Origin of the sequence: Paenarthrobacter sp. JL.01a, from assembly GCF_025452095.1 — a bacterium.
Taxonomy (GTDB): domain Bacteria; phylum Actinomycetota; class Actinomycetes; order Actinomycetales; family Micrococcaceae; genus Arthrobacter.
Window position 1 is genome coordinate 266,602 of record NZ_CP104877.1, and the last position, 22,947, is coordinate 289,548.

The 22,947-nt window shown below is 63.5% G+C and carries 23 protein-coding genes; 11 read left to right on the forward strand and 12 right to left on the reverse strand.

All coding sequences use genetic code 11. The features are described from left to right. The first annotated feature begins 3 nt into the window (after positions 1-3). The gene (locus N5P29_RS01315) at positions 4-435 is read left to right on the forward strand and encodes a universal stress protein (RefSeq protein WP_262276898.1); all 432 of its coding nucleotides are present in this window, start codon (positions 4-6) and stop codon (positions 433-435) included. Positions 436-513: 78 nt separating this feature from the next. Here the strand turns inward: N5P29_RS01315 and N5P29_RS01320 are convergent, their stop codons facing one another. The 7 genes from N5P29_RS01320 to N5P29_RS01350 all read right to left on the reverse strand — a co-directional run bounded on the left by N5P29_RS01320 (position 514) and on the right by N5P29_RS01350 (position 8,728). Then, on the reverse strand, positions 514-2,178 hold the full coding sequence (locus N5P29_RS01320) for a thiamine pyrophosphate-binding protein (RefSeq protein ID WP_262276899.1): 1,665 nt from the start codon (positions 2,176-2,178) through the stop codon (positions 514-516). Then, positions 2,175-2,966, reverse strand: coding sequence for a cyclase family protein (locus N5P29_RS01325; RefSeq protein WP_262276900.1), 792 nt, complete (start codon positions 2,964-2,966; stop codon positions 2,175-2,177). Before N5P29_RS01325 ends, N5P29_RS01320 begins: the two co-directional genes overlap by 4 nt. A gap of 7 nt (positions 2,967-2,973) precedes the next feature. Continuing rightward, the gene (locus tag N5P29_RS01330; protein WP_262276901.1) at positions 2,974-4,602 is read right to left on the reverse strand and encodes a phytoene desaturase family protein; all 1,629 of its coding nucleotides are present in this window, start codon (positions 4,600-4,602) and stop codon (positions 2,974-2,976) included. Between the two features lie 15 nt (positions 4,603-4,617). After that, positions 4,618-6,366 (reverse strand): flavin reductase, encoded by a 1,749-nt coding sequence (locus N5P29_RS01335; protein ID WP_262276902.1) that lies wholly within the window; start codon positions 6,364-6,366, stop codon positions 4,618-4,620. Positions 6,367-6,391: 25 nt separating this feature from the next. Further along, entirely contained in the window at positions 6,392-7,633 is a 1,242-nt protein-coding gene (locus N5P29_RS01340; protein WP_262276903.1) for a styrene monooxygenase/indole monooxygenase family protein, read from the reverse strand. Between the two features lie 33 nt (positions 7,634-7,666). Then, positions 7,667-8,455, reverse strand: coding sequence for an SDR family oxidoreductase (locus N5P29_RS01345; RefSeq protein WP_262276904.1), 789 nt, complete (start codon positions 8,453-8,455; stop codon positions 7,667-7,669). A 114-nt stretch (positions 8,456-8,569) separates the two neighbouring features. Continuing rightward, positions 8,570-8,728, reverse strand: coding sequence for a hypothetical protein (locus tag N5P29_RS01350; RefSeq protein ID WP_262276905.1), 159 nt, complete (start codon positions 8,726-8,728; stop codon positions 8,570-8,572). Between the two features lie 162 nt (positions 8,729-8,890). On the opposite strand from N5P29_RS01350, the gene N5P29_RS01355 reads away from it, so the two are divergent. Then, entirely contained in the window at positions 8,891-9,856 is a 966-nt protein-coding gene (locus N5P29_RS01355; protein WP_262276906.1) for an AraC family transcriptional regulator, read from the forward strand. A 66-nt stretch (positions 9,857-9,922) separates the two neighbouring features. Here the strand turns inward: N5P29_RS01355 and N5P29_RS01360 are convergent, their stop codons facing one another. The 3 genes from N5P29_RS01360 to N5P29_RS01370 all read right to left on the reverse strand — a co-directional run bounded on the left by N5P29_RS01360 (position 9,923) and on the right by N5P29_RS01370 (position 12,562). After that, a complete protein-coding gene (locus tag N5P29_RS01360; protein ID WP_262276907.1) occupies positions 9,923-10,654 on the reverse strand; it encodes a Fic family protein in 732 nt (243 codons plus the stop codon). Positions 10,655-10,989: 335 nt separating this feature from the next. Continuing rightward, the gene (locus N5P29_RS01365; RefSeq protein WP_262276908.1) at positions 10,990-11,691 is read right to left on the reverse strand and encodes a FadR/GntR family transcriptional regulator; all 702 of its coding nucleotides are present in this window, start codon (positions 11,689-11,691) and stop codon (positions 10,990-10,992) included. Between the two features lie 70 nt (positions 11,692-11,761). Continuing rightward, a complete protein-coding gene (locus N5P29_RS01370; protein ID WP_262276909.1) occupies positions 11,762-12,562 on the reverse strand; it encodes an alpha/beta fold hydrolase in 801 nt (266 codons plus the stop codon). Between the two features lie 129 nt (positions 12,563-12,691). On the opposite strand from N5P29_RS01370, the gene N5P29_RS01375 reads away from it, so the two are divergent. The 5 genes from N5P29_RS01375 (at position 12,692) to N5P29_RS01395 (ending at position 18,050) form a co-directional block, all read left to right on the forward strand. Beyond that, positions 12,692-14,185: a four-carbon acid sugar kinase family protein gene (locus tag N5P29_RS01375; RefSeq protein WP_262276910.1), complete on the forward strand. Its 1,494-nt coding sequence runs from the start codon at positions 12,692-12,694 to the stop codon at positions 14,183-14,185. Between the two features lie 17 nt (positions 14,186-14,202). Beyond that, positions 14,203-15,108, forward strand: coding sequence for an NAD(P)-dependent oxidoreductase (locus tag N5P29_RS01380; RefSeq protein WP_262276911.1), 906 nt, complete (start codon positions 14,203-14,205; stop codon positions 15,106-15,108). Positions 15,109-15,283: 175 nt separating this feature from the next. After that, on the forward strand, positions 15,284-16,750 hold the full coding sequence (locus tag N5P29_RS01385) for a GntP family transporter (protein ID WP_144661675.1): 1,467 nt from the start codon (positions 15,284-15,286) through the stop codon (positions 16,748-16,750). Next, positions 16,750-17,625 carry a class II fructose-bisphosphate aldolase gene (locus N5P29_RS01390; RefSeq protein ID WP_262276912.1) on the forward strand — a complete coding sequence of 292 codons (876 nt, stop codon included), beginning with the start codon at positions 16,750-16,752 and terminating at the stop codon, positions 17,623-17,625. Before N5P29_RS01385 ends, N5P29_RS01390 begins: the two co-directional genes overlap by 1 nt. A 38-nt stretch (positions 17,626-17,663) precedes the next feature. Then, the gene (locus N5P29_RS01395) at positions 17,664-18,050 is read left to right on the forward strand and encodes a DUF1304 domain-containing protein (RefSeq protein WP_262276913.1); all 387 of its coding nucleotides are present in this window, start codon (positions 17,664-17,666) and stop codon (positions 18,048-18,050) included. Positions 18,051-18,061: 11 nt separating this feature from the next. Here the strand turns inward: N5P29_RS01395 and N5P29_RS01400 are convergent, their stop codons facing one another. Next, a complete protein-coding gene (locus N5P29_RS01400) occupies positions 18,062-18,481 on the reverse strand; it encodes a VOC family protein (RefSeq protein WP_262276914.1) in 420 nt (139 codons plus the stop codon). A gap of 180 nt (positions 18,482-18,661) precedes the next feature. On the opposite strand from N5P29_RS01400, the gene N5P29_RS01405 reads away from it, so the two are divergent. Continuing rightward, on the forward strand, positions 18,662-20,005 hold the full coding sequence (locus N5P29_RS01405) for an acyltransferase family protein (RefSeq protein ID WP_262276915.1): 1,344 nt from the start codon (positions 18,662-18,664) through the stop codon (positions 20,003-20,005). Continuing rightward, positions 20,002-20,364: a GNAT family N-acetyltransferase gene (locus N5P29_RS01410; RefSeq protein ID WP_144661680.1), complete on the forward strand. Its 363-nt coding sequence runs from the start codon at positions 20,002-20,004 to the stop codon at positions 20,362-20,364. The genes N5P29_RS01405 and N5P29_RS01410 overlap by 4 nt, the downstream gene beginning before the upstream one ends. Positions 20,365-20,374: 10 nt before the next feature. Here the strand turns inward: N5P29_RS01410 and N5P29_RS01415 are convergent, their stop codons facing one another. Further along, positions 20,375-20,710 carry a hypothetical protein gene (locus N5P29_RS01415; protein WP_262276916.1) on the reverse strand — a complete coding sequence of 112 codons (336 nt, stop codon included), beginning with the start codon at positions 20,708-20,710 and terminating at the stop codon, positions 20,375-20,377. A 52-nt stretch (positions 20,711-20,762) separates the two neighbouring features. Between N5P29_RS01415 and N5P29_RS01420 the strand changes: the two genes are divergently transcribed. Beyond that, positions 20,763-20,885, forward strand: coding sequence for a hypothetical protein (locus N5P29_RS01420; RefSeq protein WP_262276917.1), 123 nt, complete (start codon positions 20,763-20,765; stop codon positions 20,883-20,885). Positions 20,886-21,149: 264 nt separating this feature from the next. Further along, a complete protein-coding gene (locus N5P29_RS01425) occupies positions 21,150-22,739 on the forward strand; it encodes a sigma-70 family RNA polymerase sigma factor (protein WP_262276918.1) in 1,590 nt (529 codons plus the stop codon). The last annotated feature ends 208 nt before the right edge of the window (positions 22,740-22,947 follow it).

The following is a 22,947-nucleotide window of genomic DNA, read 5'->3' on the forward strand; positions in this document are numbered from 1 at the left end:
CTCATGTCAGAAGTTATTGTCGTCGGCGTTGACAACAGTGAAACTGCCAAGCGGGCAGCCGTTGCCGCTGCGAAGCTTGCCACCGCCCTCGGCGCCGAACTGCACGTCATCAGTGGCTTCTCAGATGACCGGATCGAGGAATTTGGCAGCGGCAGCGACCGCATCACGGTCTCTTCGGCCGACTCCGCGGAATACGTGGCCCGCAAGGTCTCCGAAGAACTCGACGTCCCGGCAGACAAGCTTAAGTACTTCGCTGCCCGCGGCAACCCGGCCAACGCCCTGATCAACTACGCGGAGACCAACAACGCCTCCCTGATCGTCGTGGGCAACAAGCGCATGAAGGGCCTGGGCCGTGTACTGGGCAGCATCGCCAACAGCGTGGCACACGGCGCCCCGTGCGATGTTTACATCGTGAACACCGAAGTAGACGCGTAGAACCCAACTGGGGGACAGCACATGTCGCAGTGCGTGCTCGTAGCGACACGTGCTGTCCCCTAGTGGGGGGCCCGGCACTTAGTGGCCCTGGAACGCCTCAGCCAGCCACCACGAACCGCCGTCGGAGGCGATTTTTGCGTCAATGACCAAGGGGCGGTCCTGGGTTCCGGCGTCGTAGGCCTCGAGCCAAGGTTTGATGGCGGCGAGGTCGGTCGCGGAACGCACAGTCACTCCATCGGCCCCGAATCCCCGGGCGACCGCCGCGATGTCGGTATCCGGGAAGACGACGCTCGCGAGGTCCTGCCCGGCGAAGTGGTGCACTTCGGCTCCGTAGGCGGCGTCGTTGTAGACAATGCACACCAGGGGCAGCTTCATCCGGACGGCGGTTTCGAGCTCGCTGATGCCCATGAGGAACCCGCCATCACCCGCACCCAGCACCGGCAACCGGCCCGGTTGTGCAACAGCGGCGCCGATCGCCGTGTACAACCCCAGCCCGATTGCCTGGAAAGCCTGCGTGAAGCAGAAACCGAATTCGTCCGGCACGGCAAGATACTGGCTGGGGTAACCCATGAAGTTCCCGGAATCGACGGACACGATCCGCTCGGCCGGCAGCAGGGTATCCAGTTCACGGGTCAGCACGCGCGGATCAATGGACCCCGCCGTGGACAGGTCGGGCGTTTCGACGTCCCGCCACCGCGAGCCTCCCTTGATGGCGAGGGCGTTGGCTTCCGTGCGGTACTTCTCCGCGGGCTCAGGCTGTGAACCGCGCAGAACAGCCAAAGCGTCGACGGCGGTCAGCCCCGCATCGCCCAGCACACCCAGCGCAATAGGCCGGTTGGCACCGAGCGAGGAGTCCTCCACATCCACCTGGACCACTGTTGTGCCAGCGGAAATGAGTCGCCCCTGCCGCATGGTCCACATGTTCAGCGTGCACCCCCATCCCACGATCAAGTCCGCGCCGCTGATCAGTTCAGCGGTCAGCGGGGACGAGAAACCACCCGAAATTCCGAGGTTGTGCGGGTCTCCGTTGAACAGCCCACTCGCCACAGCGGAGGTGGCGACCAACGCCCCGGCATGATCGGCCAGGGCGAGGATTTCCTCCCGCGCGCCGCGGCCACCGCGTCCAGCGACGAACACGGGCCTCTCCGCTGCGGCCAGCAGTGCCACCAGTTTTTCAACCGCTGCGGTATCAGGCCTCGTCACCGACGGTTGAGGCACGACGACGGCCCCCACCTCGTCTGCGGCGGTGGCACCTTGGATGTCCAACGGCAGGCTAAGCACCACCGTGCGCCGCTCGTTCACCGCCGTCCGGAATGCACGGACGGTGTCGGCGATGGCTGTCGCGGGCGAGTGGATCCGTTCTGCGACTGCCCCCACGCTGCGGGCCAAGGCGTCCTGGTCAATCTTGAAGTTGGACCTGGTGGCGGCTGCCTGGGTGTCGGCGGTCAGCACGATCATGGGCGTCCGGCTTTTCGCTGCTTCGCCAACTCCGGTGATGGCGTTGGTGAGTCCGCAGCCCTGGTGCGTGGTGACCACGCCGACCCTGCCGGACATCCGACCGTAGGCATCGGCCATGGTTGCTGCGCCGCCCTCGTGCCGGGCCGCGGTGAAGGGAATGCCTTCTGACATGAGAGTGCCGGTGACATCGAAATTACCCGATCCCACCACACCAAAGACATGCCCGACGCCGAGCTTCGCCAACGTCCTGCCGACCAGGGTGGAAACGCGCACTTCCCCACTCATGAACCCTCCACCGCGTCCTTTTCCACCAGTGCATATACGCGGCTTGGACTGCCCGTGCCGCCCACGATGGGAAGGGGAGCCACCACCAGCGTGGCACCCGTAACGGGGAGCCGGTCCACGTTCCGCAGCGATGTCACGCCATACTTGTCCGCTCCCAGCAGGAACGAATGAACAGGAAACATGGGATCCAGTGATCCAGCCTGTCCTGCGTCGATGCCCACGGTTTCGACGCCGAAACCGCTGATCGAGGCGTTTCCGGCAAGCCACTTGGCACCTGCCGCAGAGACCCCGGGAGTGTGGGGACCGGCGTCGTCCGCGTTGACGAAAGCCGCAGCGTCCGCGCCGCGGGCCGCCCAACCAGTCCGGAATATGACCCAACAGTTCTCAGGAAAGGCGCCATGCTCTTCCTGCCACTGCTCAAAGTGATCAGGCTCCAACAGGAAGTCGGGGTTCCCGGCGGCTTCGGTTGTCTTGTCGATGACCACCAACGGCCCCACCAGACGGTGTGGCTCGATCTGGTCCACTGACTTACCATCCTTGCCGGTAATCCAGTGCACGGGGGCATCCAGGTGCGTCCCGGCGTGTTCGCCCACGGTGACGTCGTTCCACGCCCAGGCCGGGCCGGCGTCGTCGAAGTTGCTCACGGGAGAGACGGAGAGCCCAACGGTGTTCGCGAACGGCTGCGGCAGGTTCAGGATTGGTGTCTCGGAGCTGAGGGGAGTGGTGAGGTCGATGATTTCCACCGAACCATTCGAAAGGGCTGCGGTGAGCCCGGCCAGAACAGACATTGTTCTCCTATCGCTTGCGTGGTGTCAGTGCTGCTTGAATACGGGAAAAACGTGAAGGCGGTGCTGTGAGCCTCTGCGCCACTAGATGCCCTGAACCGCCGGAAAGTCCGGGGCCCGGGTGGGTTGAAGCTCCAATGTGCCAGAGCCCTTGGATGGCCGTTTGATGACCGGCGGCCTCCGGGAAGGGCCGCCACAGCAGATTCTGGAAGAGCTCGGCAGAGCCTCCGTAGGGATCGCCGTTCACAGCATTGGGATTGATTGAAGCCAGGTCGCTCGGAGCGATGATGTCAGAGGCCAGGACACTCGCGCGGGTCCCGGGAGCGAACTGCTCCAGCCGGGCCAGGACCCGTTTCAGATAGCCCTTTTTCAGTGCCTCATCCCAGCCGTTGGCCACGTCCAGTTCTCCGGCGGCGTCGCCCACTGGCGTGAACGGCGCCTCCTGGAGCTGCAGCCATAGGGTGGCTTTGCCCTCCGGAGCTCGGGAAGGATCCAGCACGTATTGTTGCCCCACTACTACCGTTGGCTCGGCCGGCAGCAACCCGGCCTCTGCCTGGGCGCAGGCGATGCCCGTGCTGTCCGAGCCGTTGCTGATGTGGATCAGCGGGACCTGGTCCAAGCGGGAATCCGACCACGCCACGGGCTTGTCCAAAGCGAGGTGGATCTGCATTGCCCCGCGGCCGTTCTGGTACCTGCGGGCTGCCTCGGCGAGAGGTGCGGGAGCGTCCGGGAGCAGCCTGGTATAGAGGGCTTGGGGTGAAACGTTGGCCAAGACGGTGGCCGCTGAAACAACGCCCCCGGAGGTCCGGACACCCGTCACGGAACCGGACGCCGAGAGGATTTCCTGTGCCTCGGTGCCCAACATGATCCGGGCGCCGTTGTCTTCCAGCAGGGATTGGAATGCCTCAACAAAGCGTGAGGCACCACCCTTCACTACGGGCAGCCCAAATCCGTGCATGCTCATTGCCATCACGGGCAGCATCACGCCACCTGTCGCCTGGTCAGGGCCCAACCCCGCATGCAGGAGCCACGCAGACCACAGCTGGTCCGTTTCCCAACCCTCAAAGCGGCTGCGAAGGTAGTTGCGGCCGCTCATGAGTGAGTCCCGGACGAAGGCTTCATTGGCCTTGATCTTGCCGGTTCGCAGGGCGACGGCAGCGAGCTTTGCAAGGTCCGGGAACGAACGCAGCTCTGCTCCGAAGGCTCCGAACACAGTTACCGAATGCTTGCCCAGGTCGTCCAGCATGGCGAGGTACGCGGCCCGGTCACGGGGCGCAGTGAATGCTGCCGCCGTCTCCGCCGGATCCCGGTGGGCAATGGCCACACGCTGTTCTCCGGTGGCCGGGTCCAGCGACACCGCAGCGGTTACAGGGCCCGAGGTATTGCAGTATTCCAAGCCCCTCGCGTGCAGTTCCTTGCCCAACACCCCGTAGGCGCCCCCGGATACAAACAATGGGTGCCATGAAGAGAAGGTGTCGTGGATGAAGCCCGGCAGGGTCCGCTCCGAGGATTCGATGAAGCCACCCAAACGGTCTGCACGCTCAATGAGGCACACCCGCTTTCCCTTCAGGGCGAGCTCGGCTGCTGCGACCAGCGAGTTGATGCCCGAGCCGATGATTGCGACGTCAACGGAGTCCATGCGGTGCTGTTCCTTTCAGAAGTCGGGGTGGCTGGCAGTGGCGTGGTACTTGCCGCCGTGGAACACCAGGGGAGCACCGCCGTCGTGCTTGTAGCTTTCCACCTCACCCACGTAGATGACGTGATCCCCGGCGTCATGTCGCGAGACGGTCCGGCACTGGAAGGTCGCGACCGCGCCGTCCAACAGCGGAATACCGGCGATGCCTTCGGTGGTGTCGGCGCCGGCGAATTTGTCCGTTGCCGGTGTGGCGAACTGCCGGGACAGGACGTGCTGGTCGCTCGCGAGGATGTTGATGGCGAAGTGCGTGGCGTCCTCGAAGTCACCCAGGCTTGGTGCGCGTTTGCTGGGGCACCACAGCACCAGGGGCGGTTCCATGGACACCGAGGTGAAGGAGTTCGCCGTCATTCCCACCTTCCTGCCGTCTGCCGAGACAGTGGTGACCACGGTGACTCCGGTGGCGAACTGACCCAGGGCACTCCTGAAATCACGGACGTCAAAGGAGGAGGTGTCTTCTTCCTTCCGGGCCTGCATGAAGTCGGCGGCTGCGGTGGAGTCGAACCACCAAGGGTACGAGGTTCGCGGGTCGTCGAACCCGTTCACGATGCTTGCCGCCAATGCGGGATGTTCGACGGCTTCGCTGAGGAGCGTCTTCTGGTGGTCCCGAGGCGGCTTGAGCAAGTCGTTGGTCCACTCAACTGCCCATTGCCCCCATCCGCGCCAGAACTCGTCGAAGGTGCGCTCCATCCATTGGCGGTCGAACGGTTGCTGGCCGCGGCGGACAATCGAGTCAAGGTAGTACTTGGCTGCGAGGGTTGCGTTGTTGGAGCCCTGCCCCGTGAGCGGATCGTTGAGGACCACGGCATCGCCCAGGCCGAACACCAGTTTTCCGTTGCCAAGCTCCCCGACGGCGGACCTCACCGTTGGCGTGATGCGCCCCAGGAGCGTGGCGCCGTCGTCGGTCAGTTCCGCCCCCGCGAAGTTCTCCGCCTCGTGCGGGAAATGCTCGCGCAGAATTTCCAAGGAACGCTCGAGCTGCTCCTGCGGACTTCCGACGTCGGTCCAACGGTCCATGGGGCCGCGCACCACGCCCTCGAACACCATCATGCGGCAGGGGCCGGACACAGTCAGTCCGGGGAAGGTAAAGAATTCGCCGACGCCGGGGGCCATGGACATGCGGATGGCGTCACCGGCAGTGCCGTCCGCGCCGGTGCCGGCGGCAGCAGCGGCGTCGGGCTTTACGTAGTTCAGGGCCAGGACGCGTTGGGGGCGGTCGAACGGCGACTTGGCCTTGTCCCGCGGGAAGATCTGGCCGATTTCGCCCTTACCGGTGCTCACGATGACAAGTTCGTAGTCCCGGGCGAGTTCCTCAAGCATGCGCGCAGTGACCTTCTCGATGCGGAAGTCGCCCCCGGCCGCAACGAAGGTCTCGATCCACAAGGCGCTCTTGATCCGTTGGTCGATGGAGCGGGCGGGGCCATCGAGTGGTGCTTCCCACTCAATGGGCTGTTCGGCCTGCACCCGAAGCCGGATGGAGCCAATGGCCGGTACCGATCCGGATTCGTAGTATTCCGTGAGTGCTGTGCCCAGCTGGGCCTCGGCATCCAGTGCCGTGGAGAACATGCACTGGCTGGACATGACCTTCCCGGAGCGGATTTGGGCGGCGGAACGGTCGGACAGCAGCGTTACCGCGTACCCTTCCCTGTGCAGGCCCAAAGCCAGCTGGGCGCCGGATTCGCCGGCTCCGATGATTGCTATTTTTCGCATGATGGGTCCTTTTAGCAGGGCTGTGCTAGGAAACCTTGGCCGCAGCCAGGTCCGCCAGATAGTTGGCAGCTTTGTCCGGGTACATGAACCAGTCCTGGAACTCCGGTGGGTGGTTGAAACCGTTGGCGAAGCGGTGGGCGATGTCCGGCTCGCTTCCGGCAGCGCCCAGGAGTTCGAGGACGTGGGGCGGTGGCGGTGCGAGCAGGGCGTTCGTCCAGTGGGCAACGTGCTGCGCGTAGTCCCAATAGCGCTCAAAGGTGGCCTGCATGAACTCTGCGTCGTAGGTGCGGTCGCCCTGCTGGATGATGCTGTCCAGGTACGACGCCGCGCATTTGCTTGCGTTGTTCGAGCCCTGACCGGTGATGGGGTCGTTCAACACAACGACGTCGGCCAGGCCAAGTACGCGGGCACCGCTCGGCAGCGTGGCGATGGGGTGGCGGACCGTGGGGGCGAACCGGCCCTGGAGAACGCCGTTGGGGTCGGTGAGCTCAACGTCTGTGGCGCGTTCTGCTTCCCATGGCAGGAAGGTCTTGAGGATGTTTTTGGAGTTCTCCAGGTGTTCCTCGGGGGAGAGCCCCTTCCAGGAATCCATGGGGCCGCCGGGCACGCCCTCGAAGACCATGATCTCGCAGGGGCCGGTGGTGGTCAGGGCGGGGAAGACGAAGTACTCGCCTACGCCGGGGATGAGGTTGAAGGAGACCGCCGAGTATTCTTCGCGCGGCGTGAGGCCCTTTACATACGTCAGCGCCAGGGCGCGCTGGGGAGCGTCATAGGTGCTGCGTTCGGCGTCGCGAGTAAAGAGCTGCGCAATTTCACCCTTGCCGGCGGCAACGATGACGAGGTCTGAGTTGCGGGCGTATTTCTCCAGCTCCTCGACGCCCGCGTCCTCGAACACCAACTCGCCTCCACGGGCGGTGAACTCTTCCATGAACCGGGGAAACTTCACCCGCTGGTCGATGGACTTGGCGTGGTGGTCCAGGCGTGATGCCCAGCTGATGGCTTTCTCGCCAGGAAGTTCGGGATGGGGGATGGTGAAGGAAATGCCATCCACGGTGGGTGCGTCCGGCCAGAAGTCCAGCCCCAGCGCCCTTTCATGTTCCAACGCGTTGTGGAAGATGCATTGGCTGGAGGCGACTTTGCCCCCGGCAATTTCCTCCGGCGTCCGGTTGGAGATGGTGGTGACCTGGTAGCCCGCGTCGAGCAGGCCGATTCCCAGCTGGAGGCCGGATTGCCCGGCGCCCACGATCGTGATGTGGCGTTGCGTCATGGTGGTCTCTTTCCTTTTCGGGTTGCGTTGCGGTCAGTTGGCGGCGAGCAGGGGGATGGTTTCTTCGGCGCGCTCCGGGCCCAAGGCGGAATAGCCGCCGTCGACCGCCCAATCGGCGCCCGTCACGAAACTCGCCTGGTCGCTGGCGAGGAAGGCGACGACGTCACCCACCTCGTGCGGGCGGCCGACGCGTCCCAAAGCATGGAAGGGAGCCGCGACGGAGTCCGTTTTGTCCAGGTTTCCGTTGCTGAGGGAGTCCATGATGTTGCTCCAGACCCAGCCCGGGCTGACCGAATTGACCCGGATGCCGTCGGCAGCGAAGTCCACGGCCATGCTCCGGGTGACCTGGACCAGGGCGGCCTTGCTGGCGGGGTAGAGCCAGCGTCCCGTTTGGGCTACAGAGCTGGAGATCGAGGTGAAGTTGATGATGGTGCCGTGGCCGGACTTTGCCAGGTACGGGCGGGCCGCGTTGCTGGCCATGACTGCGCTAACCAGGTTGACGTTGAGGGCCTCCAGCCAGTCGGCCCGGGGTGATGCTGCGCCTTCATCCTTGTAGGTGCAGGCCAGGTTGACCAGGATGTCCAGGCCGCCGTGTTCCTCCACGGTACGGGTCATCAGCGCGTTGACTGCGTCGTCATCGGTAATGTCAGTGTGGGAGAACGTGACGCGATCGCCCAGCCCGGCGGTGACGGAACCGCCGTCGGGGTCTATGTCGGCAACAACGACGGCGGCACCCGCGTCGCGCAGCGCTGTCACCACGCCCTGGCCGACCTTGGTGACGCCGCCTGTGACGATTGCTGTCCTGCCGTGAAGTCCTGACATGGTCAAACCTTCCTTTCGTGGGGGTGTGTTACGTAAATATGACGTGCGTCATATTTACTCTGGAAGCGACTCTAGGGATTCCAGGCCATCCGGAATATCCACTTGGCGCAGCGCCTATCCGTTGTGCGCAGAGTCCTCGTCCTCCTGGTGCCAGCCGGCCCACGGCGAATGAGTCACCGGAGTGTCCTTCATCTGCAGTTCTGCCGCCCACAGTTCGAAGTGGTTCCGGTCCCATTCGTCCTGGCGGTCGTGCACGAGCTTGATGTTCTTCACTTGTCCCCACCTCCCTTCGCGTTGTTTCGGCGGTGTGAGCTGCGTCATACTGGTCCTGAAAGCGACTCTAGACAGCCGCTGCACTCCGGAATATCCAGTTGGCGCGGGGAACATCCGAAAGGCGAAAAGCTGCGAAAACCCAGGTAAAGCAGGTGGTTGATAATGCGGATTCTTCCCCGGGATGTCCTGCGGGGTCGCCCAACTACGGCCACAACCGACGTGGATGAAGCCCATGCCCGGATCGCTGAATTGTTTTGCGGGCATGAGTTGGCTCCCCGCAGTCGCACCTCAACCGTGAACATGAAGCTCCGGTCGATGCACCGCGGGGACGTGGGCATCGAATTCCTGGATTACGGCGGGGACGTCAGGATCAATCCGGAGGGTTTGCAGGACTTCCACCTGGTCCAAATTCCGTTGGCCGGCCATGCTTCCATGCAGGTGGGATCCACCACGGTGGAGTCCACCCCGACGCTTGCCAGTGTGCCGCCGATCGACCGGCCGTTTTCCATGAGCTGGGACATCGGCAGCCCGCACTTGATTGTCTACGTCCGCAGGAAGGCGCTTGAGCGTGTCGCCTACCAGCTCAACGGAACCGCTCCAGGTGAGTTGGGCTACGGCATGAACCTTTCAACCGTGGCCGGCCGCGCATTCCTGAGGTCCGTCGTCGAACTTCATGACGACCTCATCAGCCAGCCGCAGTTCGAATCCCCGGCTTTCGTTCAGGGTTTGCTGGCGGACAGCATGATGTCGCGGCTCCTGATGGCACTTGAACCCGCCTCTGAGGTGGTGCCGGATGGGGACAAGGAAAGCCGCCTGGTCCGGGAGTGCCGCGAGCTCCTGGAACGGCACGCCTCCGAAGAACTGACGGTGCCGGATATCGCGGAACGGCTCGGCGTCTCGGTCCGCACCCTGCAAACCGCGCTTCGGGCCGAAACCGGAGCGACGCCGTCGGACCTGCTCAGGAGCATCCGCCTGGACCGGGCACGGGAAATGCTGCTCGAAGCAAATCCCCGCGAGCAAAGCGTGACGGCGGTCGCCGAGTTATGCGGCTTCACGCACCAAGGGCGGTTCTCGGCCCTGTACCTGAAGACTTTCGGGGAGCTGCCGTCGGAGAGCTTGCGGCGGTGAGGGGCGCTGTGGAGGTGCACTATTGTGCGTTTGAATGCACAACAATGCTCCTGGACGACCCGCAGTTCATATTGAGTCGCGAAGGATGCGAGGCAAGAATCCCAGCTGATCCAATTCACGCACCAAGAGCGGTGTAAGTTCGCTGGGTGCGAGCCGGAGCCGATATGACCTCTTTCCCTCCGCCACGGGTTCAATCACGCCGCGGTCCAAGAGTTTGCGGATATCCTGGCTGCGCGTCGCGACTGAACCCGTGAATGCTGAACTGAGGTCTGCGGCCTTCACTTCAACTTTCCGGGCAATGATTTTCAATGCAAGGGCTTCTTCGCTCGTGAAGCGTGATGACGCGAGCCCTCTTTCGATTGCGGGGATTAGGAGACCCTCCGTGACGAAATCCCTGTTGCCGAGCTTCACCAACCTTCTGAGGTCTGTCAGCAGTCCTTCCAGGACATACGTCGACCAGCGGATCAGGGAATCGGTTTTGAGGGAGTCGGCGTCTTCAAGTCGTTCGTAGTACAGATCGCGATTCTCGCCAAAAACCGCCGTTGGGTTCAGGGCCCGGTATCCGCCGACATCGGAGAACCCTTGCCGTCGCATCGCCGCGTATGTCAGTAGTCTGCCAACGCGACCGTTGCCATTCCCGAAAGGATGAATCCACACGAACCGATGGTGGGCGAGCGCAATCTTGAGGAGCTCGTAGTTCTGATCGACATCTGCATTGATGAAGTCGAGGAGAGCTGTCATGTCACCATGCACGCTCCCTGGCGGCGGAGGTCGATGAGACGAGCCGCTGATAGTCACATCGGCGAGTCTGTATGCACCAGGAGTGCGGTCCGAGCGCTCATGATAGTTGACAGCAACTGAAACAGCGTGCGGAGCTGCGCAAAGACCTCCGGAGGGGTGGTTCCCTCTCCCAAATCTGCACGAATCCGTTCAAGTTGGATGATGGCTTTTGCAAGCGGAGAGCTAAATGGGAACTCTGGGAACTCAAGTGTTCTCATGAGCAGAATTTCGGAGACAGTGGGTAACAATTAAGTGCATGGGCTGATTCTGCCCTAAAAATCAGCACTTTAGTCCGTTCGCCCCCGAGCAGGATTTAAATCCGCTGCCCCCAACAATTAAGTGACTCGGAACGGCTACGCCTCCAGCACGTACGTTTTCAGGTCGTCCAGCGTCTGCTGCATGTGCGCGTCCATTGCCAGCCGTGCTTCGTTGGCGTTCCGGGACTCAAGGGCCGCAGCGATCTTCCGGTGGTGCCCGATGGCGTGCGCCTGGATCTCCGGGAACGCGGAGGTCTCCGCCCGGCGCGCTTCGAGCACCCGGTGCAGCGGCTCAAAGAGGACCGCCACGAAGACATTGCCGGACGCGTGGAGAATCACGTCATGGAAGGCAAGGTCCGCTTCCACGAAGCCCGCGAGGTCGTTGACTTCATGCGAGGACTGCATCTTGTCCACGTGCTCGTTGAGCGTGCGGAGTTCGTCGTCCGAGATGCGTTCCGCGGCCAGTTCGCACGCGCCGGTCTCGAGCATCCGGCGAAGCTCGATCAACTGGACCGCCGCGGCGGCGTCCTTGGTGCCCTCCGATGCTGCGCGAAGCACCGCTTCAAGCGACGCCCACTGGTTCAGCGGGTTCACAAACGTTCCACGGCCACGCTCGACACTGAGGATCCGCTGCGCTTCCAGGGTTTTCATGGCTTCACGCACCGTCATCCGGCTCACCTCGTGCCTGGCGCTGAGCTCCAGTTCTCCAGGTACAACTGTGCCGGGCGGAAATTCACCCGCGATGATCCGGTCCAGCAACTCATCAGCTACGACGCCGACCAGCGACTTGCGTGCCATGTATCCCCACTCCTGTATTCCCGCCCATCATGTGCCCGCGTAGCCCGGGGCGGGATGGATGTCAGACATCTTACGCTGGCAATGGCCGGTTGGTTCTCCAAAACTCCAGTAACGCTTCGGCGCATTGTTGGGCTTGCTCCCAGTGGACACTGTGCCCGGCGTTCGCAATCGCCCTGAGGGTCCGCCCCGGGGCGGCGTCCACAAAGGCGGACATTTGGTCCATCGACCGTACGCGGTCTTCCGTTCCAGCCAGCACCAGCAGCGGCGCGTGGACGCGCCCGGGCGTTGAAGGGTCGACGCCGGCCATGGCAGCCTCGCCGCTGGGGCCCAGAACCTCAAACGGCACGTCGAAGCCGCGGCCCAGCAGCTTCTTGTCGCGTTCGGACAGGGTGCCGTACCAAGCCTTCATACAGCGGTCCTTGGTTTCGGAATCAATAAAGCCCTGTTTCCATTGCGACTCCAGCATGGCCCGGAAGCCTTCGTAGGGCGGCGCCGGGACCATGCCTACCAGTGTCACCGTTGCCGCCAGCTCCGGATGATTGGCAGCCAGCGTCAGGGCTACGCTGCCGCCCAACGAGTGTCCCACCAGATGGACGGGGCCGCTGCGTTTAACTTCGAGGGTCGCTGCCAGGGATGCGGCCGCTGAATCCAGGCTCCATCGAAACTCCGGCGGCAGAATCTCCCCCGGGTGGTACCCGGGCAGGTCCGGGATCCATACCGGCGACCCGGCGTCGAGCAGCTTTTCCGCCAGAGGTTCCCAATATGCGGAGGTGGAGGCCCAGCCATGGATGAGGAGCGCCGGGAGCGACCCTGCGGAAACACGTGGCTCGCGAATGTCCACGAACAATCGCGGAACCGTGCCCTCAACCATGCCTCCAGCCTAGTGACCGGGGTCTCCTTGCGCGGCCTGCATAGCGTGTGTCACACTGATTCAAATGTTAGATGTCTGACATCTTACATTCACAAACCCGCAGCAGAGATTTTCACAATGGAGTGCACAGTGATCCTTGAAGCCGACGTACTGGCCGCCTTCCCGGCGGAAGTCCGGATTCCCGCCCAGCTCGTGGCCGACGCCGTTGCCGCCTCCTCGGCGAGCAGCCCCCGCATCCTGGTGGTCCTCGACGACGACCCCACGGGCACCCAGTCCGTTGCCGATCTCGCTGTCCTGACCAGTTGGGATGTCGCCGACTTCGCGTGGGCCTTCACCTACATCCGGGACAACAAAACCGACCCCGCAGTATACGTACTGACCAACACGCGCAGCCTTGACCCCGCGGAGGCTGCAGCGCGGAACGAGGAAATCGTCCGCAACGCGCTCGCTGCCGCCGCGGCTTCCGCGGATGGCCTGCGCCTGGGTTTCGTCAGCCGGAGCGATTCCACCCTCCGCGGCCACTACCCCCTGGAACCGGACACGATTGCCGCCACCGTGGCCGCTGAAACCGGCGAAAGCACCGACGGCGTCGTGATCGTTCCGGCGTTCCCCGACGCCGGCCGCGTCACCATCGGCGGCGTGCACTACATGCGTGGCGACGCCGGCACGCTCACCCCAGTGGCCGAAACCGAATTCGCCAAGGATGCCAGCTTCGGCTTCGCCAACTCCGAGTTGGCTCTGTACGTGGAAGAAAAGTCGCAGGGACGCTTCCCAGCAAGCGACGTCATCGTCCTGGACCTCAACATCATTCGGGCCGGCGCCGCAGCAGGCGACCCCGCCATCTCCGCCAAGGCAATCGCCGACGCCATCGAATCCGCCACCGACTCCACTCCGATCGTGGCCGACATCGTCACGGAAAACGACTTCCGGGCCCTTGCCCTCGGCTTGGAAGAGGCAGAACGCCGCGGCAAGAAGCTCCTGTACCGCGTGGGTCCGCCCTTCGTCCGGGGCCGCATCGGCCAAGACATCCGCGAGGCCCTGACGGGAGAGGAAGCCTTTGCAGGCAACACGCCGTCCTCAGGCGGCGGCTTGATCGTGGTCGGCTCCCACGTTGGCGTGACCACCCGCCAGCTCAACGACCTCACCTCCCAGCACGGCTCGGCCCGGACCATCGAAATCGACGTCGAGAAGCTCCTGGCCGGCGAGACGGAAGCCGAGGCCTACATCGGAACTGTTGTGTCCGACGTCGTCGACGCCCTCCGCGAGGGTGACGTCATCGTCCACACCAGCCGCCTCCTCATCAAGACCGACGACGCCGCAGCGAGCCTGAAGATCGCCCGCAGCGTCTCCGCCGCCGTCGTCGCTGTCGTGAACCGTACGCTCAAGACCTTCCCGCCACGGTTCGTCATTGCCAAGGGCGGCATCACGTCCTCGGACGTAGCAGCGCACGGCCTGGAAATCCGGCACGGGATTGTCCGCGGACCCATGCTGCCGGGCATCGTCTCGCTGTGGGAGCCGGTCGACGGGCCCGCAAAGGGCATTCCCTACATCGTCTTTGCCGGCAACGTCGGCGACGACCAATCACTGACCCAGGTCACCCGCAAACTCAGCGCCACTTTCTAGATTCAACGGAGAACACCATGACCACCAGCAGCAACTACACCGTCACCGTCCTGGGCCTGGGCGCCATGGGACTGCCCATGGCCACGCGGCTCGCGTCCGAAGTCACCGTCCACGGCTTCGATATCGCCGAGGCGCGCCTCGATCTCGCCTCCGCAGCCGGCATCAAGACGTTCGCGTCGGCCCGCGAGGCCTCCCAGGATGCGGACGCACTGCTTCTGGCCGTCCGCAACGGCGAGCAGCTCAATGACGTCCTCTTCGGTGAGAACGGCGTGGCCCCGGTCCTGAAGCCGGGCGCCGTCGTGATTCTCGGAAGCACCGTGGGTACGGAAGCCATCCCGGCTACGGTCGCCAAACTGGCCGAGTATGGCGTTTCACTCGTTGACGCTCCGCTGTCCGGCGGCCCCAAGCGCGCGGGTGAAGGCGACCTTCTGATCGTCGTGGGCGCCGAGCCGGAGGCCCTGGAAAAAGCCCGTCCCGCCCTTGAACTGCTGGCCTCCACCCTGACCATCGTTGGGGACAAGCCCGGTGACGGCCAAGCCCTCAAGACCGTCAACCAGCTGCTGTGCGGCGTCCACATCGCCGCTGCCGCTGAAGCCCTGGCGCTCGCTGACGCCCTCGGACTGGACCAGGCCAAGACCCTGGCCGCCCTCGAAGCCGGAGCCGCCGGATCCTTTATGCTCTCAAACCGCGGTCCTCGTATCCTTGAGGCCTACGACGAGGAAGGTGCAGAAGTCCTCAGCCGCCTGGATATCTTCGTCAAGGACATGGGAATCGTGGGCAAGGCAACCCGCGCGGCCGGACTCGCCGCACCCGTTGCCGCTGCCGCAGAACAGCTTTACCTCCTCGGGCAGGCCCAAGGCCTCGCCGCCGCTGACGACTCCGCCGTCATCAAGGTAGTAGCGCCCGCCAAGCGCACCGCCTAACCCCTTGGAGTTTTCGTACAGATAACGCCCTTATGAGGCGCTCTTAAGGGCATTAGCTGTACAAAAACTCCACCCACCCCAGAATGCGCGACGACGGCGATCCCCCCTTCGCCGTCGCCGCCACCTCCCGCCGGTCTGCTCAGTGGACCGGTCTGTCAAAGGAGACACCGCCCCAATGAATCCCCTCGTCAACCCGCTTCTGGTGGGGGCCGCCGATGCCCCCGCCATCAAGCCCGCAGTGGAGCTGGGTACTCCGCTGCTCCTGACCATCGCGGCTGCAGGCATCGCCTTGTTGCTGGTGTTGATCATCCGCTTCAAAATCCAGGCATTTGTTGCCTTGCTTGCCGTCAGTATCCTGGTGGGTGTTGCCGCGCAGATCCCGCTCAAGGACATCTTCACCGTGGTCACCAACGGCGTCGGCAGCACCATGGGCAAAGTGGCCTTGCTCATCGCCCTTGGCGCCATCCTGGGCCGCATGATTGAGGTCTCCGGTGGCGTGCAGTCGCTGGCGACCCACTTCACCGAGAAGCTCGGTGCCAAGCGGGTAGCTGTGGCCCTCACCGCCGTCGGCTTCCTCGTTGCGATCCCGGTGTTCTTCGAGGTCGGGGTCATCGTCCTGGTCCCGATCGTTTACGCCTTCGCCAAGATTGCCAAGGTCCACCCGATCAAGTTCGGCCTGCCCATGGCCGGCATCATGCTCTCGATCCACGTCGCAGTCCCGCCGCATCCTGGCATCGTCGCAGGCGCCGGCGTATTCGGCGCCGACATCGGACTCATCACGCTCATCTCGCTGATCATCTGTGTGCCCCTCGGTTTCCTGTCCTACTGGGTTGCCAGCATCATGAACCGCAAGGATTACGAACTGCTCCCCGGCGTCAAGGCCCAAGTTGAGGAGTTCGGCTCCGATTCCCTGGTGCACGTTGGCCACGACGGCCCCGGTGCCCGCGCCGTTGCTCCGCCGCGTCCGGGCCTGATCATGTTCCTGATCGCCGCTCCGATTGTCCAAATTCTCCTCGGAACGGTGGGTACGCTCACCATTGCCAAGGACAATTACTGGTACGGCGTTGCCTCTTTCATTGGAAACCCGTTCTTCGCGCTGCTCGTTGCTGTAGCCCTGTCCTTCTTCCTGTTGGCTGTCCGCCGGCACTGGTCGCTGAAGGAAACCGGCGAGATCTTCGAAGGCGCCCTCCCGCCCATCGCTTCCATCCTGATGGTGGTCGCGGCCGGTGGTGTGTTTGGTGAGGTCCTCCGCACGTCCGGGATCGGTGCGGCGCTGTCGCACACCTTGGACAGCCTTGGCCTTCCGGTGATCGTGCTCGGCTTCATCATTTCTCTCGCCCTGCGCGCTGCCCAGGGTTCCGCCACTGTCGCCATCGTCACGACGACGGGCCTGCTCACCTCTGCCGTCATGGAAGGCGGCTACTCGCCCGCCCAGATCGCCGTCATCGTGATCGCCATCGGCTTTGGCGCACTGGGCCTGTCCCACGTCACCGACGCCGGGTTCTGGACCGTGATCCGCTACTACGGCCTCACCGTGTCCGACGGCCTCAAGACCTGGACCGTCCTCACCACCATCCTGGGCCTGGCAGGCTTCGTCCTCACCTATGTCGCCTGGATCCTGGTGGGAGGCCTGGCCCACTGATGCGAGCTTCCTTGGACCAGCTGGTCACCTCCGCCCTTGCTTCCGGATCGGCCGTACCGGCGTTCACTTGTTACGACTTCACGACAGCTCTGGCCGTCGTGTCCGCAGCGGAGGAAGCCGGGCATGGCGTGATCGTGCTTGTGGCTCCGAAGACTGCTTCCACTTCCAACGGGCTGCGACTCATTTCTGCCCTCCGTGGTTTGGCTGACTCCGCCGCCGTTCCGGTATCAGTCCAGTTGGACCACGCTTCGGACGTGTCCGTGATTCTTTCTTCCGTGGATGCCGGCGCCGATGCCGTGCTGGCGGATGGTTCCTCGCTTGCCTACGCGGACAACATCGCCCTGGTCCGTGAAGTCCGAGCCGCGCTGGACGCGGCCGGCCATGCCGACGTCGTAATTGAAGCGGAACTTGGTGGCCTTGCGGGCGATGAGGACAAAGCGTTCGGCACCTCCGCGGAAGAGCCCGACGCCGGTCCCGCCGTTGCGGGGCTGACGGACCCTGCACAGGTGGCTGATTTCGTTGAACGCACCGGCGCGCAGTTGCTCGCCGTCGCCGTGGGGAACGTGCACGGGAAGTACAAGGGCGAGCCCAACATCCGCTGGGACGTGCTGCAGGAGATCGCCGCACGGACGGAGGTTCCGCTGGTGCTCCACGGTGCCTCAGGCATCCCTGCCGCGGAGTTGGCCAAGTCGCCTTCCCTGAACGTTGGCAAAGTGAACTTCAACACTGAGCTGAGGACCGGGATCCTGTCCACGCTGGAATCCGAAACGGCAACCTTCCGTGCGGACGGCGAGAATCTGCAAGGATTGCTGGCCCGCTGGAACGGTTCCGCTGCGGGCTTCGCAGGCGCCACGCTGGAGCTGCTCAGGGCCTGACGCGCATACCGGGAATACGGGGAGGCTAGGATCAAAACATGATCCTGGCCTCCCTGATTTTTGCCCTGATTGCGGCCCTGCTGCACGTTTACATTTTCACAATGGAGTCCATCACCTGGACCCAGCCAAAGACATGGAAGACGTTCAGCATCACCTCCCAGGCTGACGCCGAAACTACCAAGCCGCTTGCCTATAACCAAGGCTTCTACAACCTGTTCCTCGCCATAGGAGCCCTGGTTGGCATCATCGCGGTGTGGGCAGGCTCCCCGCAGGTGGGCTGGACCCTCGTCTTCAGTTCATGCGGGTCCATGCTCCTTGCCGCACTGGTCCTGGCGGCCAGTGGCAAAAAGTACCTCCGCGCAGCGGCCATCCAGGGCACAACGCCGCTGCTCGCCGTCGTGCTTGGAATCCTCGCCGTCCTTTAGAAGCGTAGTCCTCAGTGCTCCGGCGGGCCTGCCTGGGCTGCGGCCTCGTCCATCCACAGCACTTCCCAATGGTGGCCGTCGAGATCCCTGAACGCACGGCTGTACATGAAGCCAAGATCCTGGGCTTCGTAGGTTTCCGAGCCTCCCGCTTCGAGGGCCTTGTTGGCCAGCTCGTCTACCGCTTCCCGGCTGTCGGCTGAGATGGCGACGATGGCCGCCGTCGAGTTTTTGGTGTCCGCGATCGGCTGCTTGGTGAACTGGCTGAATTTGTCGTGGGTCAGCAGCATGGCGTAGATCGTGTCGCTGAAGACCACGCAAGCCGCGGTTTCGTCGGTGAAGTTCGGGTTGATGGCGTAACCGAGCGCTGTATAGAAAGCCTTCGACGCCTCGAGGTCGCTCACGGGCAGATTCACGAAAATGGACGTAGTCATGCGTCTGATCCTGCCGGTGTTTGTGCGTTCCGTCCAGAGTTCCGCGCGCGTCTGTGGATGAAGCAGGACACGGCCGGCCTTCTGGTCCGATCCGTCCGCCTGGGCGGACAATGGAGTCAGCATGTGGGAGTCAACACCCGGGGGAGCCTGCCCGCGGGTGCCTGCCTGGTAGGGAGAGCCATGAAGCAGGAGGCGTTTCCTGTAGCCGGCCCAACGGCTGCGCAGAGGGATCCGGCGATCGACCTTGTCCGCTTCACCTGCCTGCTCCTGGTGGTGGTTGCCCATTGCATGATGGTGAGTCCTGTCCTCCACAAGGACGGCACGGTGGAGACGCGCAACGTGCTGATGGAGCAGGCGTGGTTCACCCCGGTGCTGTGGGTGTTGATGATCGTTCCCCTGTTCTTTGTCCTGGGCGGGGTCACCGGCCTGCAGTCGTGGCGGCGCTTGAAGTCTGCCGGTGGGACCGGGTTCGATTTCGCGCAGCTGCGGCTTCTCCGGCTGGTACGCCCCGCCATGGCCTTGCTGGCCGTCATGTGGGGAGGCTTGTGGATCGCGTTGCTGCTTGGTGTCCACCCGCAAGTTATCCAGCTGATGACTACCGGCGCCGCGATGCCCTTGTGGTTCCTGGCCGCGTACCTCACGGCCCAGCTCAGCATCCCGCTCATGGCCAGGTTCCATGAACGTTCGCCGCTGCTGACGTTCCTGTCACTGCTGGTTGCGGTCATCACCATCGATTCCCTCCGTGGCACCGTCCCGGTGCTGGCGTTCATCAACCTGATCTTTGTGTGGTGCGCCGTCCAGGAGCTGGGATTCATGAAAGCCGACGGCTTTTTCGAGGACCGCAGCCTGACATGGCTGGTGGGTACCATCCTTTCCAGCAATCTCGTGTTGGGGCTTGTCACAGGCGTTGGCGTGTATGCGGGGAACATGGTGGTGAACATCAATCCGCCCAATCTGTGCCTGGTCCTGCTGGGCATCTCCCAGACCGCCACGCTGCAACTCCTGGCCCCGGGCGTGCGGTGGCTCGGCGAAGTCCGGTGGATCCGCGCGGTGATCGCCGTGGCAGGGCGTCGCTCAATGACTGTCTATTTGTGGCACCTTCCCGTGCTGGTTGGTATGTCCGGGCTGCTGCTGCTCACCGATGTGCCGAAGCCTCCGGCCGAATCAGCTGACTGGTGGTGGGCGCGCATACCCGTTTTCTTCGCCGTCGTTGCGCTGCTCGTGCCTGTGGTGCTGCTCTTCGGCCGGCTTGAGGACCGTCCCATGGCAGCCAGCCACGCGCGCGGCCCGGCCCGGGCGGCAGTGGTGACGGCCGCCGTCGTGGTCTTTGTGCCGGTGACGGACGCAGCCCTGAACGGGCTGACGCTTGCCTTGCTGGGTGGGGGAGCGGCCTGCTTCGCGCTGTCCGTTCTGCTGCTGGGCCGGGTCCCGACGCCGGTGCTGTCGCCGGCGGAAGCGGCACCGGCCGAGGTGCGGGGCCGTACGTTGCCAGCGCACGATTTACGTGCAAACCTCGAGTCATGACCGAGAATACCGATTCACTGGCCGAGTCGTTCCGCCCTGGTGTTACCACCCTCCGGAACGACAAATTTCACCGCTACGAGCTTCATGTGGACGGGGAATTGGCGGTGATTTCTCAGTTCATGGACAAGCCCGGGCACATCGATTTCATCCACACTGAGACAAAGCCCCAGTTCAAAGGACAGGGCTTGGCCAACGTTCTGGCCCACTTTGCCCTGGATGACGTCGTGGCATCCGGAAAACGCATCATTCCGCACTGCCCCTTCATCGCCGGCTACCTGAAAAGGCATGAGGGCTACGAGCAGGATGTTGATTGGCCCAAGGAGAAGCCCCCGGTCGAATCAGAATCGGGCAACAACTAGCCGCCTTGAATCAATCCCCGCGAACGCCCGGGGAAGATGGTTTCCGGCGCGGCGAAACCGACGTGACGATCGTGGAGCTCCAGAAGCCCAGCCCTGGGCGTGTCGGAGGTATTGGCAAGGTGGGACGTGCGCCGGAAAGCGCCACCATGGCGTCGTGTTCGTCGAGAACTTCCTGGCCCAGGCACCATGCCCTGACCTGCATCGCACTCACGAGGCTTCCCCCGTGGACGTGGTCGGCCTCTGTGACTCGATACGAGAAACTGCGCATCACGCCTTCGCCGGGAGCCAACGAGCCGACAGACAGGTGGCGGCGGTCCGGGCTGGAGGTGTAGGCGAGGGTTTCCATGGCCTCATTGGTGAAGGACCGCGGAACAAGTCGAATGTTACGAAGATGACAGGTGGACTCATTCATGATCCAGGCCGTGAAGATCACCGTCTCTCCGGGTACGGCTGTGGGCTTGTCCGCACCGTGGACCAATGTGATGCATTTCGACTGGCCGCCGATGGATCTGCACCCGTAAAGACGGGCGCCTGGAACAGCCGTTGCCGCACTTCGTGAACGGGTTGCCGCCCCTGTCCGCATCGAACGGACTCCTCTGGCCACAGAAGACCTTCCCCTAAAACGCGTGACTGCCCGGGCCCTGCCCGGGGTGTAAAACTTCATGCTTCTTTAGTGCGCTCACGGACAGTTTTATGTCGCGAATTGGACGAAACTTTTCGCCCCTTATAGTCCTAAGTAACCTGTGATTCAAGTCAAGTCGCAATCCGATGTCACACTACTGTTTATGGATCAACTATTAGTGGCTGGGGCCGGTGGGGCGAGCCCAAAATCGGCGGCCGGCAGCGAGAGCGATCCCCACCTCCTCAACCTGGTCCGCCAAGGCGTCACGGAAGCTTTCGACACTCTTTACCTGAGGCATGCGCAGATCGCCCAGTACGTTGCCCGCGCGCAGTCGGACAACCCCAGCGACGCCGATGACGTCGTCGCCGAGGCCTTCGCTTCCATTTTCCAGTCGTTGAAGGACGGCAAGGGCCCGCGGGAGTTTTTCCGTTCGTACCTTCTGACTGTTGTGCGCCGCACCGCGCACGAGCGCAACAGGAAAGCCAGGCTCACGCAGACGGCCGCGGACGACGCCGTACTGGACGCCGTGGTCCATGATGACGACCACGTGGTGGGTGACCTTGAGTCGAGCATCATGGCTCAAGCCTTCAAGTCCCTGCCCGAACGATGGCAGGCCGTCTTGTTCCATTTGGATATCGAAGGATTGAAGCCTGCCGCGGTCGCGCCGTTGGTTGGCCTTACCCCTAACGGCGTGTCATCCCTGGCCATCCGTGCCAGGGAGGGCCTCCGCCAGGCGTACCTGCAGCACCACATCAGCCGAAGCGTTGATGAAGCCTGTGACGAGTTCGCCAGCCAGCTCGGCAAATACGTGCGCGATGCCCTCAAACGCACGTCGCGGGAAAAAGTGGACGCACATCTGGCGGGCTGTGCCAAGTGCACGGCCTTGTTGATGGAACTGAACGATGTCCAGGGCGGTATGCGCGCCGTCCTCTTCCCCTTGGTTGCGGGCGTCGTCTTTACCCCGGCGGCAGCCGCGTCTGCGGGGTGGTCCGGGGCTGGAGCCGCAGCCGGAGCCACAGCGGCTTCAGGCAAAGCCGCAGCCGTCGGTTTCCACGGAATCAGCCAAGCCTGGAAGATCACGGCAGCCTTGGTGGTTGGCTCCGGCACTCTTGCCGGGGTGCTCACGTTGCTCCCGCAGCCGAACAACGGTTCCAGTGTCGCCGTCGCCGAAGCTCCGGCCAGTGTCCCGCCGGTCAAGACGCCGGCGCCGCTGCCGGTTCCAAGCATCACACTCGAACCAGTACCAAGTGTCGCCGCGGTGCCGCCGCCCGCGCCCGAGAGCCAGCCTCCCGCCGTCGTGATTCCGCCCGAAGAACCGCTGCGAAGGAGCGCTGTCGTGGTGGATCCGGGTGTTGTCTCTTCGACGACGGCGCCACAGACTGGCGCTGCGGCGGCACCTCTGACGCGCACGGTGGAGGCGACGTTCTCGGCCGGCAAGGGTTCGGAACCCCTTGAGCGGGAGCTGCAAATCCAGTTTTCCCTTGATGGCGACGGTTCCCTGACGTCCGGCGAAGCCGTTTTCACGTTGCCCGATGGTGTCACGTTCGTTGGTGGCCAAACGGTGGCGCCGGAGGGCTGGGACTGCAGTGCGTCAGCGCAGCAGCTACGTTGTGCCTCTGATGCGCTGGACCCAAACCAGCTGACTTTTGTCCTGACAGTGACCCTGCCTGACAACGCTGGGAGTGGAACCTTGGACTACCAGTTCGGCGGCCAGGGGATTGTCCCCAAGTCGTTCATCAGCACGTTCCACTAAGCACTCTCTTCCTGAAGCACAAAAGTTTTTCTCAATTTCGCGTCACGAACCGGCGAGTTCCCGTACTAGATGGTTGGGCCGCTTTGTGCCTTGTCTGATCCACGAAGAATTTCGAAATATTTCGTCATGAATTGCTGTGGAGATGCACAGGTCTATTGCAGCAGCCGTTTGCATCCACAGCATCACGCGAGGAACTCCGTGCTTCGAC

Excerpts from the sequence above, each read along its gene's own strand:
- N5P29_RS01425 (WP_262276918.1), top strand. The coding sequence starts at position 21,150 with ATGGATCAACTATTAGTGGCTGGGGCCGGTGGGGCGAGCCCAAAATCG.
- N5P29_RS01390 (WP_262276912.1), top strand. The coding sequence starts at position 16,750 with ATGCGAGCTTCCTTGGACCAGCTGGTCACCTCCGCCCTTGCTTCCGGA.
- N5P29_RS01355 (WP_262276906.1), top strand. The coding sequence starts at position 8,891 with ATGCGGATTCTTCCCCGGGATGTCCTGCGGGGTCGCCCAACTACGGCC.
- N5P29_RS01335 (WP_262276902.1), bottom strand. The coding sequence starts at position 6,366 with ATGCGAAAAATAGCAATCATCGGAGCCGGCGAATCCGGCGCCCAGCTG.
- N5P29_RS01370 (WP_262276909.1), bottom strand. The coding sequence starts at position 12,562 with ATGGTTGAGGGCACGGTTCCGCGATTGTTCGTGGACATTCGCGAGCCA.
- N5P29_RS01395 (WP_262276913.1), top strand. The coding sequence starts at position 17,664 with ATGATCCTGGCCTCCCTGATTTTTGCCCTGATTGCGGCCCTGCTGCAC.
- N5P29_RS01315 (WP_262276898.1), top strand. The coding sequence starts at position 4 with ATGTCAGAAGTTATTGTCGTCGGCGTTGACAACAGTGAAACTGCCAAG.
- N5P29_RS01415 (WP_262276916.1), bottom strand. The coding sequence starts at position 20,710 with ATGGAAACCCTCGCCTACACCTCCAGCCCGGACCGCCGCCACCTGTCT.
- N5P29_RS01325 (WP_262276900.1), bottom strand. The coding sequence starts at position 2,966 with ATGTCTGTTCTGGCCGGGCTCACCGCAGCCCTTTCGAATGGTTCGGTG.
- N5P29_RS01385 (WP_144661675.1), top strand. The coding sequence starts at position 15,284 with ATGAATCCCCTCGTCAACCCGCTTCTGGTGGGGGCCGCCGATGCCCCC.
- N5P29_RS01380 (WP_262276911.1), top strand. The coding sequence starts at position 14,203 with ATGACCACCAGCAGCAACTACACCGTCACCGTCCTGGGCCTGGGCGCC.
- N5P29_RS01320 (WP_262276899.1), bottom strand. The coding sequence starts at position 2,178 with ATGAGTGGGGAAGTGCGCGTTTCCACCCTGGTCGGCAGGACGTTGGCG.
- N5P29_RS01410 (WP_144661680.1), top strand. The coding sequence starts at position 20,002 with ATGACCGAGAATACCGATTCACTGGCCGAGTCGTTCCGCCCTGGTGTT.
- N5P29_RS01340 (WP_262276903.1), bottom strand. The coding sequence starts at position 7,633 with ATGACGCAACGCCACATCACGATCGTGGGCGCCGGGCAATCCGGCCTC.
- N5P29_RS01400 (WP_262276914.1), bottom strand. The coding sequence starts at position 18,481 with ATGACTACGTCCATTTTCGTGAATCTGCCCGTGAGCGACCTCGAGGCG.
- N5P29_RS01365 (WP_262276908.1), bottom strand. The coding sequence starts at position 11,691 with ATGGCACGCAAGTCGCTGGTCGGCGTCGTAGCTGATGAGTTGCTGGAC.
- N5P29_RS01330 (WP_262276901.1), bottom strand. The coding sequence starts at position 4,602 with ATGGACTCCGTTGACGTCGCAATCATCGGCTCGGGCATCAACTCGCTG.
- N5P29_RS01405 (WP_262276915.1), top strand. The coding sequence starts at position 18,662 with ATGAAGCAGGAGGCGTTTCCTGTAGCCGGCCCAACGGCTGCGCAGAGG.
- N5P29_RS01345 (WP_262276904.1), bottom strand. The coding sequence starts at position 8,455 with ATGTCAGGACTTCACGGCAGGACAGCAATCGTCACAGGCGGCGTCACC.